We start from the raw sequence: 13,185 nt of genomic DNA on the forward strand, positions 1-13,185 counted from the left end.
GCGCCCCGCCGACCCGGCCGCGAGCATGGAGCGCTGGGCGCGCAGGACGCGCAGCCCCGACGGATGGAAACCGAACGCGTGACGGAGCACGAACCGCCTGCGGCGAGCAGGTCCGAGAGCGAGACGGCGCCCGGCGCGGCCGCCCCTGAGGGCGCGCACGCCCAGGTGCCGGACCCCCGCGAGCGGGCCGCCGGGACGCGCCGCGGCCAGGCCGTACACGCGGACCGCGACCCCGGCGACGCGACCAGCCGCCGCCGGCCGGACGACGCGGCCGCGCCCGACCGGAACGCGGCGCGCGGCGCGGCACGGCGGCGCCCGCCCACCACCTCGGCTCCGCCCGGGCCGCCCGGACAGGCGGGGGACGGCGGCTCCGGCGCGCGGCAGCGCCCCCAGCACGACGCGGTGGACTCTCCCGGCACCCCGGACGACGCCAACCCGCCCGCTCCCCAGGTGCCGCCCGCGGGGGCGGTCCCGGACGCGGACGAGGCGGAACGGGCGGAGCGGGAGCGGCGCGGCGGGGACAGGCTGCGGTTCGTGGGCGCGGCGACGCGCCGGATCGCCCGCGGCGTGGACCTGGACGAGACGGTGCTCGGCCTGTGCCGGGCCAGCGTGCCTGCCTACGCGGACGCGATCCTGGTCTACCTGCGCGACCCGCTGCCGGTGGGCGACGAGCGCCCGGCGAGCCCTGTGGTGCTGCGGCTGCGGCGCAGCGACCGCATTCCGGAGGAGCAGCGGCCCGGCGCGAAGCTGCCGCTGCTGGGCGCGGCCGCGCAGGACGGCAGCGCGGAGGGCGCGGCCGAGCACACGGAGGTACGGCCGGGCGGACCGCTGGCCGAGGTGCTGCGCGGCGTACGGCCGGTGTTCGGCAACTCCGTGGCCGGCGCCGAGGCGCTCCCGGAACTGCTCGGCCGGGGCTGCGAGGTGCCGGACGGCGGTCGGGCGATCCTGGCTCCGCTGCGCGGCCGTCGCCGCGTCATCGGCGCCGCGGTGTTCCTGCGGCGGCCGGAACGTCCGCAGTTCGAGGCGGACGACCTGCTGATCGCGGCCCAGCTGGCGACACACACCGCGCTGGGCGTGGACAAGGCGGTGCTGTACGGCCGCGAGGTGTACATCGCCGACGAGCTCCAGCGCACGATGCTCCCGGACGAGTTGCCGCAGCCGACGGGCTGCACCCTGGCCAGCCGCTATCTGCCTGCCGCCGAGACGGCCCGGGTGGGCGGCGACTGGTACGACGCGATCCCGCTGCCCGGCAGCCGGGTCGCGCTGGTGGTGGGCGACGTGATGGGGCACTCCATGACGTCGGCCGCGATCATGGGCCAGCTGCGGACGACCGCGCAGACCCTGGCGCAGCTCGACCTGCCGCCGCAGGAGGTCCTGCACCACCTGGACGAGCAGGCCCAGCGGCTGGGCAGCGACCGCATGGCGACCTGCCTGTACGCCGTCTACGACCCGGTCGCGCACCGCATCGTGGTGGCGAACGCCGGCCATCCGCCACCGGTGCTGCTGCACCGCGGCGGCGGAGCCGAGGTGCTGCGGATACCCGCGGGCGCCCCGATCGGCGTGGGCGGGGTGGACTTCGAGGCCGTGGAGCTGGACGCGCCGGCCGGGGCGACGCTGCTGCTGTACACCGACGGCCTGGTGGAGTCGCGGCAGCGGGACGTGTGGACCGGCATCGAGTTCCTGCGGGAGAAGCTGGCGGAGACGGCGCGGCTGACCCGGCCGGGGACGGCGCCGCCGCTTGAGCCGCTCTGCGACGAGGTGCTGGACATCCTGGGGCCGGGCGACCGGGACGACGACATCGCGCTGCTCGCGGCCCGCTTCGACGGGATCGCGCCGAGCGACGTGGCGTACTGGTATCTGGACCCGCGGGCGCAGACCGCCGGCCAGGCGCGGCGCCTGGTGCGGCGGGCGCTGTCCCGCTGGGGGCTGGACGAGCTCCAGGACTCGGTGGAGCTGCTGGTCAGCGAGGTGGTCACGAACGCCGTCCGGTACGCGGAGCGCCCGGTGACGCTGCGGCTGCTGTGCACGGACCGGCTGCGGGTCGAGGTCGGCGACGACGTGCCGCAGCTTCCGCGGCTGCGGCAGGCGCGGGCGACGGACGAGGGCGGGCGCGGGCTGTACCTGGTGAACCGCATCGCCCGGCGCTGGGGCGCGACGCGGCTGTCCACCGGCAAGGTGGTGTGGTTCGAGCTGCCGCTGACCGGCGGCGGGCAGCTCACGCCGCCGCCGATGCCGCTCGTGATCCCGGACGACGACCTCGGCCTGACCTGACGGTCCGCCCGCCCCACCCGCCGAAGCACCGCGCCCCACCCGCTGCGCACGCGGGGAGCCCCGCACCGCAGGAAGCGGTGCGGGGCTCGTCGCATGCCGGCGGGTGCGCCGTGCGCGCCGGGTGCGTCAGGCGGTGGCCAGCGCGGCCTCGGCGTCTACCGTGGTGCTCACGGCCTGGATCACCGAGGCGATCTTGAAGGCCTCCTGGACGGTCTCCCGGTCCACGTCGGCCTTGCGCAGCACCTGCTCGTGCGAGTCGAGGCACATGCCGCAGCCGTTGAGCGCGGAGACCGCGAGCGACCACAGTTCGAAGTCGACCTTCTCCACGCCCGGGTTGCCGATGACGTTCATCCGCAGGCCGGCGCGCAGGGTGCCGTACTCGGGGTCGGAGATGAGGTGCCGGGTGCGGTAGAAGACGTTGTTCATCGCCATCACCGCGGCGGCGGACTTCGCGGCCGTGTAGGCCTCGGGGCTGAGGTTCTCCCGGGCCTCGGGCTCCAGCTCGCGCAGCACGATCGGCGAGCGGGCCGCGATCGCACAGGCCAGCACCGTGCCCCACAGCTGCTGCTGCGGGAGGTCGGAGTTGCCGATGACGGAGCCCAGGTTGAGCTTGAGGTCCTTGGCGTAGTCGGGCAGTGCCGACTTCAGGTCAGCGAGCGACATGCCGGTCACTCACCGGCCAGCAGCTTGACGGGGTCGAGGGTGTCCTCGCCCTGGGTCCAGTTGCAGGGGCACAGCTCGTCGGTCTGCAGCGCGTCGAGAACCCGGAGGACCTCCTTGGGGTTACGGCCGACGGAACCGGCGGTCACCATGGAGAACTGGATCTCGTTGTTCTGGTCCACGATGAAGACGGCGCGCTGGGCGAAGCCGTCCTCGCCCTCGACCCCGCAGTCCCGCATCAGCTCGTGCTTGGAGTCGGCGAGCATGGGGAACGGCAGGTCGCGCAGGTCGTCGTGGTCCTTGCGCCACGCGTGGTGCACGAACTCGCTGTCGCCGGAGACGCCCAGGACCTGCGCGTCGCGGTCGGCGAACTCCTCGTTCAGCTTGCCGAAGGCCGCGATCTCCGTCGGGCACACGAAGGTGAAGTCCTTCGGCCAGAAGAAGACGATCTTCCACTTGCCCTCGTAGGTCTTGTGGTCGATCTGCTGGAACTCCTGCCCCTTCTCCAGGGACACACAGGCGGTCAGGTCGAAGGTGGGGAACTTGTCACCGACAGTGAGCACGCGCTCTCCTTGCACAGCGGAAAACCCCTGGTGCGGGCCTTCCATGGGTTGGACGATCTTCACCCTGCCACAGCCGGTATTGATCAGTTAAATCGACACGAGCGAAGAACTTGATCCGATCTCCCTATTTATGCAGGTGGCACGGGTGCGCGTGCAGGCACGCGTGGGGTTCCCCACACCGGCACGACGCAGCGGCGCGCACGCCCGCCACCGCACGCTCCGCCTTCCTTTCCCGCAGCGGATCTCCAGCGTTCCTCAAGCGGTTCTCCAGCGGTTCTCCAGCAGATCTCGAGCTAACCTCCCTCGGTTCTCCGCAGCACGGCAACAGCGGCCATTCGGAAGCCGCGCACGCATTCCCGGGAAACGCCCGGAAAACCCCGGAAAGGAGCACCCCGCCCCGGGGCCATCCAGGTCGGCGCCGAGCTTTCTCGGCCGCAACGGGGCAGAAAAAACGGCTGCCGTGTTCCCCGAGCCGGTCGGCTCGGGGAACACGGCAGCCGGGCCCCTTCCGGGGCTGGAAAGCGGCTGGTCAGCCGGTCTTGCGCCGGGTGTAGCGCTTCTGTCCCAGGGGGCCGCTCATGCCCTTGACCTTCATGCGGCCCTCCTCGTGCGCCCTCCTCGCCCCGGAGGACTTCTTCTTGCGGTCGAGCGCCTCACGGAATTTCGCGCGGGCGTCTTCCCTGCCGTCACTGCTGTTCTGCACGTCGGACATAGGACCTCCTTGATGCGATGCACAGCGCGATCAGCCTGGCACAGAATTCCGCAGCAGGCGATCGATTATTTCTTTTCCCGGCAGCCACCGCCCTATGCGGGATCGACGGCTGCCAGTCCTTTCCGGACGACGGCGGCACGCACCACCGGCTCGTCCGCGTCCTCTCCCCCGCTCCCGCCTCCCGTCCCGGCACCCACCGGCCCCGCGTCGTCCCGCATCAGTGCGGTCAGGCAGGCGGTGGCCAGGAACGCGGCCACGTTGCACCAGAGTGCCGTCGCGGCGGCCGCGGCGAACCCGGCCGCCCGCGCCTGGGGCGCGGCCTCCGCCGCCTCCCCGACCAGGACGAAGAGCAGCGCCCCGACACCCGCGACCCCGGCCGCCGAGCCGAACTGGGTGGTCGCGTTGACCACCCCGGAGCCCGCGCCGGCGTCCTGCGGCGGCAGCTCTCCCAGTACGAACGCGGCCAGCACCGGGGCCGACAGGCCCATGCCGACGCCCATCAGGAACCCGACCGGCAGCACGTGCCACAGAGTCAGCGCGGCCCCCTCGGCGGCGAGCAGCCGGATCGCGACGACGACCGTCAGTGCCATCACCAGCGACCCCGCCGCGACGAACAGCCGCTCCCGGCCGTTCGCCAGGCGCAGCGACACCTGGAAGGTCGCCACGATGCCCAGCGGCCACGCCGCGATGGCCAGCGCGGTGTGCCCGGCCGTCCAGCCCAGCCCCACCTGAAGGTGGTAGGTCAGCACGAACGAGAACGACGTGGTCCCCGTGAACGAGAGCAGCGCCACGGCCAGTCCGGCGGAGAAGGAGCGCCGCCGGAACAGGGTCGGCGGTACCAGCGCGGACCCGTCGCGGCGGTGCCGTCTGCGCTGGTGCGCGGCGAAGAGCCCCAGCAGCGGCAGCGACGCCGCCATCATGCCCACCGTCCACGCCGGCCAGCCGTACTCCCGCCCCTGCATGAGCGGGAACAGCAGGGCCAGCGACGCCGCGGTCAGCAGCACCACGCTGAGCACGTCCAGCCTCGGCCGGGTCTCGCCGCGGAACGAGGGCAGCGCCCGGGCGCCGACGATCAGGGTGGCGATCCCGATCGGCACGTTGACGAAGAACACCGCCCGCCAGCCGAGCCCCAGCACGTCGAGGTCGGTCAGCAGCCCGCCCACCAGCGGGCCGCCGATCGTGCCCACACTCAGCATGCCGCCCACCACACCGGACGCCAGCGCGCGCTCCCGCCGGTCGAAGATCCGCACGATCACCGCCATGACCTGCGGCAGCATCAGGGCCGCGGCCAGCCCCTGCACGCACCGCCCGGTCACCAGCATCGCCGGCGAGTACGCCATGCCGGCCAGCACGGAGGACAGGGTGAAGGCGGCCACGCCGGTCATGAAGACGCGCTTCACCCCGAAGATGTCGCCCAGCCGTCCTCCGGTGATGAGGAAGACGGCGAACGTGAGGGCGTAACCGGCCATCGTCCACTGTGCGGTGGCGTACCCGCCGTCCAGCTCCCGCTGGATGCTGGGCAGGGCCACCGTCACGATGTTCACGTCGAGTCCGTCGAGGAACGAGGCGAGGCCCAGCACGGCCAGCGCCACCCACCGGCGGCGACCGGTGACCGGAGACTTCGGTGTCACGTCATCAACTCCTGTTCGGTGGGGCCACGGTCGCAGCGGTCCCTCGAGACCCGCTGGACCGCCCGGAGCGGCACCCGCCCGGCGGGGTACGGCCGGGCGGGTGCGGCTCGCCGCGTCACAGCGCGCCGAGGACGGCGTCCAGGGTCTTGTCCATGTCCTCCGCGCTGAGCTGCTCGACGGCCTGCAACGGGTCCTGCGCCGGACCCGCCCCGCCGGTGCGGGCGAGTTCCAGCAGCCGTTCCACCAGCCCGCTGCGCCGCAACTCCTCGGCCCCCACGCGGGCCAGCGCCCACTGCGCGGCCTGCGCCGGGTCCTGCGGCGGCCCGTCGTCGGCGGCCGGTTCGCCCCCGGGGAGCCTCGACAGCAGGAAGCCGCCGATCGCGCGCGGCGTCGGGTAGTCGAACGTCAGGGTGCTCGGCACGTCGATCCCGGCCTGCTTCGCCAGGCGGTTCTTCAACTCCACCGCCATCAGCGAGTCCCAGCCGAAGTCCTGCAGCGGCTTGTCCGCCGGCACGTCGCCGGAGCCGGACAGCCCCAGCACCGCAGACACCTCCTGCTGCACGAACCCCCGTACCGCGGCGTCCCGTTCGGTCTCCGGCAGCCCTGCGAGGCGTTCCGCCAGGCCGGCCGACCGCTCCGCCGCACCGCCCTCGCCGGCCTGCGGCGTGGACCGCACCAGCAGGCGCATCAGCGCCGGGAGCCGGTCCGCACCGGCCGTCTGCAGCCGTCCCAGGTCCAGCTTGGCGGGCACGAGGTGCGCCTCCGGCCGGTCCAGCGCCGCGTCCAGCAGCCCCAGCCCCTCGTCCACGCTCATCGCCGCCGCGCCCTGACGGCGCATCCGGGCCAGGTCGGCGTCGCCCAGCTCCGCCGTCATGCCGCCCTCCGCCTGGGACCACAGGCCCCAGGCGAGACTGGTTCCGGCGAGACCACTGCGGCGGCGACGCGCGGCCAGCGCGTCCAGGAACGCGTTCGCGGCACCGTAGTTGCCCTGTCCGGGCGAGCCGAAGGTCCCGGCCACGGACGAGAACAGCACGAAGGCGGCCAGGTCCAGGTGCCGGGTCGTCTCGTGCAGGTGCCAGGCGCCGGACAGCTTCGGGGCGAGTACCCGCTCGAACCGCTCGACCGTCTGGTTGCGCAACACGCCGTCGTCCAGCACTGCGGCCAGGTGCACCACACCGGTCAGCGGCCGGTCGCGGCCCGCCTCCGCCACCGCGGCGGCAGCCTGCTCCGGGTCGGCCACGTCGCGGGCCAGCAACCGCACCGAAGCGGCACCCGCCGCCTCCAGCCCGGCCGTCAGCTCCGCGGCGCCCTCCGCCTCCGCTCCGCTGCGCGACGTGAGCACGAGGTGCCGCACGCCGTGCTCGGCCACCAGGTGCCGTGCGACGCTGCGCCCGAGCGCGCCCGTTCCCCCGCTGATCAGTACCGTGCCCTCCGGGTCGAGGGCGCGCGGCACGGTGAGCACGATCTTGCCGGTGTTACGGCCCTGCGCCATGTGGCGGAAGGCCTTCCGCGCCTCCCGCACGTCGTACGCCAGGTACGGCAGCGGCGCGATCACCCCGCGTTCGAGGAGCTGCGTCAGGTCGTCGAGCATCCGCTGCAGATGCTCCGGTTCCAGCGCCATCAGGTCGAACGCGCGGTAGGCGACGCCGGGATGGGCCTCGGCGACCTCGCCGGCGTCGCGGACGTCGGTCTTGCCCATCTCCAGGAACCGTCCGCCGCGCGGCAGCAGCCGCAGCGACGCGTCGGTGAACTCCTCGGCCAGCGAGTTGAGGACGACGTCCACGCCCTCGCCGCCGGTGGCGTCCAGCCACCGCTGCTCGAAGCCGGTGTCGCGAGAGGACGCGATCCGCTCGTCCGGGAGGCCGAGGCCGCGCAGCACCCGCCACTTCGGCGGACTGGCGGTGCCGTACACCTCCGCGCCCAGGTGCTGCGCGAGCTGCACCGCGGCCATGCCCACGCCGCCCGCGGCGGCGTGCACCAGCAGACGTTCCCCGGCCTTCAGCGCGCCCAGTTCGGTGAGCGCGTGGTAGGCGGTGAGGAAGGCGAGCGGCAGCGTCGCGCCCTGCTGGTGGGTCAGGGTGTCGGGGAGCCGCGTCATGAGGCGACCGTCGCCGCGTACCAGCGTGCCGAACGCTCCCAGCGCGAGGCCCATGGCCCGGTCTCCGGGCCGCAGGTGCGTCACCCCGCGGCCGGTCTCCCGCACCACGCCGGCGAACTCCAGGCCCAGCTTCGGCGTCTCCACCATGCCGAGGACGTTGAGGACGTCGCGGAAGTTCATGCCCGCGGCGTGCACCTCGACCCGCACCTCGTGCTCGCCGAGCGGCTCCCCGTCCCGCACGGGCACCGGCTCGATGCTGTCGATGCTGCCGTACTCGCGGATGTCCAGGTGCCAGGGCGCGTCGCCGGGCGGCGGGGACAGCACGTCGTCCCGCTTCCGGCCGCCGGCACGGGTGAGGCGCGGCACGAAGGCCGCCGGGCCGCGCAGCGCGACCTCCGGCTCGCCGGTCAGCGCCAGCACGCCCGCGAGCAGCCCCGCTTCCGTCTCCGGGTCGGCCGTGCACCCCTCGAGATCGACGAGCCGCAGCACCCGTTCCGGGTACTCGCCGCGCACCGCCCGGACCAGCCCCCACAGCGGGGCCGCGTCGAGCGCGCCGACCGCGTCCTCCGGGCGGGCGGCGACCGCGTCCCGGGTCAGCCACACGACCTCGGACTCCGCGAACTCCTCTTCGGCGAGCAGCCGTTGCAGCAGCGCAAACCCGTCGAGCGTGCCCGTTCGGGCCGCCTCGCCCGCACCGCCCGGCCCGTCGGCGCGGGTGTCCGGTGCCGGTTCCACCAGGATGCGCCGCGGACGGACGCCGGTGCGCAGCAGCGTGTCGGCGTCGGCGTACGCGGGAACGCCCAGGAGGCGCGCGGCACCCTCCGGGCCGCCGAGCACCACGGTGCCGTCCAGCGGCGCGACCGGGGGCAGCTCCACGGGACGGTGGTCGACGCGGTAGAGGTGGTCCGTGGCGTGCGCGCCGGCGGCGCGCAGCTGGGCCGCACCGGCCCGCCGCACCTCCAGGCCCGCCGCGCGGAACACCGGCGTTCCCGCCGGGTCCGTCGCCAGAACCTCGACGGTCCGGCCGCCGGCACCTCCGCCGCGGGGCCCCGATGCCTGAACGCGGACGTGCAGTGCGGTGACGCCCGTCGCGTACACGGACACGTCCGTCCAGGCGAAGGGCAGCGGCACGGTGCCCTCCGGCACGTCGCCGTCCTCCAGGCCGCCGAGCACGTGCAGTGCGGCGTCGAGCAGCGCCGGGTGGACCCCGAAGCCATCGACCGCGTGCCGCTCGCTCTCCGGCAGTACGACCCGGCCGTAGGCGACATCGCCACGGCGGGCCAGCCCGCCGAGCCCGCGGAACGCTTCGCCGTACCGGATGCCCTGGTCGGCGAGGCCCGCGTAGAAACCGTCGAGCGGGATGTTTTCGGCCCCGCGCACGGGCCAGGTGCGGAGATCGGCGAAACCGTCCGCATCCGTGCCGTCGGTCCGGGCGCCGTCGCAAGCGGTGGTTCGGGCGGTGCTTTCGGCAGCGAGCCGGCCCGTCGCGTGCGCGGTCCAGACACCGGGGTCGCCGGCCGTCTCGGGCTGGCTGTGGATCGCGATCCCGCACACTCCGTCGTCGTCGGGCGCGCCGACCTTCACCTGGAGGCGGACGGCGACATCGTCGGTGAGGACGAGCGGCTGGGCGAGGGTGAGTTCGGCGACGCGCCCCGCGCCGGCGAACCGTGCGGCGGCCAGCGCCAGGTCCAGCAGACCGGTGCCCGGCACCAGCACGGTGCCGAATACCGCGTGGCCCCGCAGCCACGGCTGGTCGGCGAGCGAGAGCCTGCCGGTCAGTACGTGTCCCTGATCGTCGGCGAGCGTCACCGCGGCGCCCAGCCAGGGGTGCTCGGCGGGCACCAGGCCCGTTCCGCGCGCGTCGCCCGGCGCCTGCCGGGCCGTCTCCAGCCAGAACCGCTCGCGCTGGAAGGCGTAGGTGGGCAGCCCGGCGAGCCGGCCCGCAGGCAGCACGCGCCCCCAGTCGATGTCCTCGCCCGCGGCGAACAGCGTGCCCAGGGCGCGTACCAGCGTGCGTGTCTCGTCCGGACCGGACGCCTCCGCAGCGGCGGGGCGGGGCGCCCGCTGGGAGGGGACGAAGACGGCGGGAGCCTCGACGCAGGCGGCTCCCATCGCGGAGAGCACCGCCGCCGGTCCGCACTCGACGTACCGCGACACCCCCTCCGACTCCAGCGCGCGCACCGCGTCCAGGAACCGCACCGGCTCCCGTACCTGCCGCACCCAGTACGCGGGATCCGCGACGTCCTCCGCCGTCACGGGACGCCCGGTCACGCCGGACACCCACAGGAGCCGCGGCGCGCGGAACGTGCACTCCGCCACCACCGAGGCGTACTCCTCGAGCATCGCGTCCATGTGGGGGGAGTGGAACGCGTGCGACACCTCGAGGCGTCGTGTCCGCCTCCCCTCGGCGGAGAAGCGTGCGGCAACGGCATCGACGGCATCGACGTCACCGCTGACGACCGTCTGCACCGGGCCGTTCAACCCTGCCACGGCCACGCGCCCGCCCACCTCGGCGAGCACCGTGAGCACCTCGTCCTCCGCGGCCTCGACCGACACCATCGCGCCGCCGGGCTCACAGCTCTGCATCAGCCGCCCACGTGCCGCCACCAGCCGTGCGGCGTCCGGCAGGTCCAGCACACCGGCCGCCAGCGCGGCGGCAAGTTCCCCGACCGAATGCCCCGCCACGGCGGACGGCGTCACACCCCACGACTCCCAGAGCCGGAACAGGGCCACCTCGACCGCGAACAGAGCCGGCTGAGCGAACTCCGTCTCCCCCACCGAGCGGGCGCCTGCGGAGCCCTCCTCCGCGAACAGCACCTCCTCCAGAGGGAGGCGCAGGTGCCTGTCCAGCTCGGCGCGCACTGCGTCGAACGCTTCCCGGTAGGCCGGCAGTGCGGCATGCAACTGCCGTCCCATGGCGAGTCGTTGGCTGCCCTGTCCGGTGAACAGGACGGCGAGCCGTCCGTCGGACGCCCTGCCCTCCACCACGTCCGGGTGCGCCACGCCTTCGGCATGAGCGCGCAACGCCTCGACCAGTTCCGCCGGAGCGGCCGCGGTCACCACCGCGCGGTGCTCGAAGTGAGTGCGGCGGCGAGCCCCGGTGACCGCGACATCGGGGAGCGGTGTGTCGGGGTGGTCGGCGAGCCAGTCGGCCCAACGGGCCGCCTGGTCACGGACCGCCGCCTCGTCGTGCCCGGAGAGGACGACGGGAAGGGGGTGACCGGCGGCGGCCCCACCGACGGCGGACGGCGGCGAGGCGGGGGCCTCCTCCAGGACGATGTGGGCGTTGGTGCCGCTCAGGCCGAAGGACGACACGCCGGCCCGGCGGGTGTGGTCTTCGGTGCGCTGCCACGCGCGCTGCTCGGCGAGGAGCTGCAGGCCGCTGCCGTCCCACTCGATGTGCTCGCTGGGCTGCTCGGCATACAGCGTCTTGGGCAGAAGGTCGTGCTGGAGAGCCAGGATCATCTTCATCACCCCGACCACACCCGCGGCCGCCTGCGCATGCCCGAGGTTGGACTTCGACGAGCCCAGCCACAGCGGACGGTCCTCGCCCCGCCCCGGGCCGAAGACCTCCGCGAGAGCGCCGGCCTCGATGGGGTCACCCAGCGACGTACCGGTGCCGTGGGCCTCGATCGCATCGATGTCGGAAGGGGCGAGACGGGAGGCCTCCAGCGCGTCCTGGATCACCCGCTGCTGCGAAGGACCGTTCGGAGCCGTCAGACCCTGGCTACGCCCGTCCTGGTTCACCGCGCTCCCGCGCAGCACCGCCAGCACCCGGTCCCCGTCACGCTCCGCATCCGACAACCGCTTGAGCAACAGCACACCCGCACCCTCAGCCCAGCCCGCACCGTCCGCCAGCGCGGAGAACGACTTGCACCGCCCGTCCGGCGCCATCCCCTTCAACCGCGAGAACTCCACGAAGAGCCGGGGCGTGCTCATCACGGTCACACCACCCGCCAGGGCGAGTTCGCACTCGCCCTGCCGCAGCGCGTTCGCCGCCAGATGCATCGCCACCAGCGACGACGAACACGCCGTGTCCACCGTCACCGCAGGTCCTTGAAGTCCCAGCGTGTAGGCCACGCGTCCGGACACCACGCTCGACGCGTTGCCGGTGCTCGTATAGCCGTCGAAGTCCGCAAGCTGCCGGTTGTGCTCGCCGTAGTCGGAGCTCATGGTGCCGAGGTAGACCCCGGTGCGGCTCTCGCTCAGGCTGTCGGGCCGTACCCCGGCCCGCTCCAGCGCCTCCCACGAGGTCTCCAGAACCAGCCGCTGCTGCGGATCCATCGACACCGCCTCACGCGGCGACACCCCGAAGAACCCCGCATCGAACCCCTCCACACCGGAGAGGAACCCACCCTCACGCGCATAGCTCTTCCCCACCGCCTCCGGATCCGGATCGAAGACATCCAAACCCTCCCACCGCGACGGCAGACCACCCACCGCATCACCACCCGCCGCCAGCAACTCCCAAAAACCCTCCGGCGAATCGATCCCACCCGGCAAACGACACGCCATCGACACCACCGCAACCGGCTCATCCACAGCCTTGACCCTGCGCCGGCCCGCACCCCTGGGCCGGGACTTCTGGCCGTCCAGAGAGAGCCGAGCCAGCAGCAGACCGGCTGCGGCCTCCGGAGTGGGGTAGTCGAACGCAAGCGTGGCGGGCAGGGTGAGACCCGTCTCCGCCGACAGGCGGCGGCGCAGCTCGACGGCCATCAGCGAGTCCATGCCCAGTTCCTTGAGCACCTGCTGGGCGGCGATCCCGCCCGCTCCGGAGACTCCGAGGATCTCTGCAGCCTCCTGCTGGACCATGCGCGTCAGGTGCGGAAGTCGCTCGGTCTCCGGCAGCGACAGGAGTGTGGCCGTCAATCCGGAAGGTGTCGCGGAGGACGCCGCCCCCGCCCGCTTGCGCTGCCGTCGCACGAGCCCCCGGAGGAGCGCAGGCACCTCGTCGGTGCTGCGCAGAAGAGCCGCCGTCTCCAGTTTGGCGGGGATGACGTGGGCGTGTGGCTGGGCGAGTGCCGCGTCCAGAGCCGCCAGCGCCTGCCGCTCCGTCAGCGCACCCACACCCTGACGACGCATCCGCGCCAACTCCGCACGACCCAGCCCCGCAGTCAGCCCCGTACCAGCCTGCTCCCACAAACCCCACGACAACGCCACCCCGGGCAGACCCTCCGCCCGCCGCGACGCCGCAAGACCATCCACGAACGCATTCGCCGCCGCATAGTTGCCCTGCCCCGCACCACCCAG

Annotated in this window: 6 protein-coding genes and 1 pseudogene; 1 reads left to right on the plus strand and 6 read right to left on the minus strand. The window is 73.6% G+C overall.

Annotated features, from left to right (window positions below; all coding sequences use genetic code 11):
• Positions 1 to 63 precede the first annotated feature (63 nt).
• Positions 64 to 2,271: a SpoIIE family protein phosphatase gene (locus tag K304_RS29860; protein ID WP_051308610.1), complete on the plus strand. Its 2,208-nt coding sequence runs from the start codon at positions 64 to 66 to the stop codon at positions 2,269 to 2,271.
• A 126-nt stretch (positions 2,272 to 2,397) separates the two neighbouring features.
• Here K304_RS29860 and K304_RS0118665 read toward each other — a convergent pair whose 3' ends face one another.
• The 6 genes and pseudogenes from K304_RS0118665 to K304_RS34115 all read right to left on the minus strand — a co-directional run.
• The gene (locus K304_RS0118665; protein WP_027764992.1) at positions 2,398 to 2,934 is read right to left on the minus strand and encodes an alkyl hydroperoxide reductase; all 537 of its coding nucleotides are present in this window, start codon (positions 2,932 to 2,934) and stop codon (positions 2,398 to 2,400) included.
• A gap of 5 nt (positions 2,935 to 2,939) precedes the next feature.
• Positions 2,940 to 3,494, minus strand: coding sequence for a peroxiredoxin (locus tag K304_RS0118670; protein ID WP_027764993.1), 555 nt, complete (start codon positions 3,492 to 3,494; stop codon positions 2,940 to 2,942).
• A gap of 529 nt (positions 3,495 to 4,023) precedes the next feature.
• Positions 4,024 to 4,206, minus strand: a complete 183-nt coding sequence (locus tag K304_RS0118675) for a DUF5302 domain-containing protein (RefSeq protein WP_027764994.1) — start codon at positions 4,204 to 4,206, stop codon at positions 4,024 to 4,026.
• A gap of 92 nt (positions 4,207 to 4,298) precedes the next feature.
• Positions 4,299 to 5,837, minus strand: a complete 1,539-nt coding sequence (locus tag K304_RS29865; RefSeq protein WP_051308611.1) for an MFS transporter — start codon at positions 5,835 to 5,837, stop codon at positions 4,299 to 4,301.
• A 115-nt stretch (positions 5,838 to 5,952) separates the two neighbouring features.
• Complete coding sequence (locus K304_RS29870; RefSeq protein WP_486591726.1) at positions 5,953 to 13,017, minus strand: SDR family NAD(P)-dependent oxidoreductase; 7,065 nt, start codon at positions 13,015 to 13,017, stop codon at positions 5,953 to 5,955.
• A gap of 63 nt (positions 13,018 to 13,080) precedes the next feature.
• A pseudogene (locus K304_RS34115) lies at positions 13,081 to 13,185 on the minus strand (KR domain-containing protein); the annotation flags it as partial.

The sequence above is a fragment of the Streptomyces sp. CNS606 genome (genome assembly GCF_000426325.1).

Excerpts from the sequence above, each read along its gene's own strand:
- K304_RS29860 (WP_051308610.1), top strand. The coding sequence starts at position 64 with ATGGAAACCGAACGCGTGACGGAGCACGAACCGCCTGCGGCGAGCAGG.
- K304_RS0118665 (WP_027764992.1), bottom strand. The coding sequence starts at position 2,934 with ATGTCGCTCGCTGACCTGAAGTCGGCACTGCCCGACTACGCCAAGGAC.
- K304_RS0118675 (WP_027764994.1), bottom strand. The coding sequence starts at position 4,206 with ATGTCCGACGTGCAGAACAGCAGTGACGGCAGGGAAGACGCCCGCGCG.
- K304_RS29870 (WP_486591726.1), bottom strand. The coding sequence starts at position 13,017 with ATGCGTCGTCAGGGTGTGGGTGCGCTGACGGAGCGGCAGGCGCTGGCG.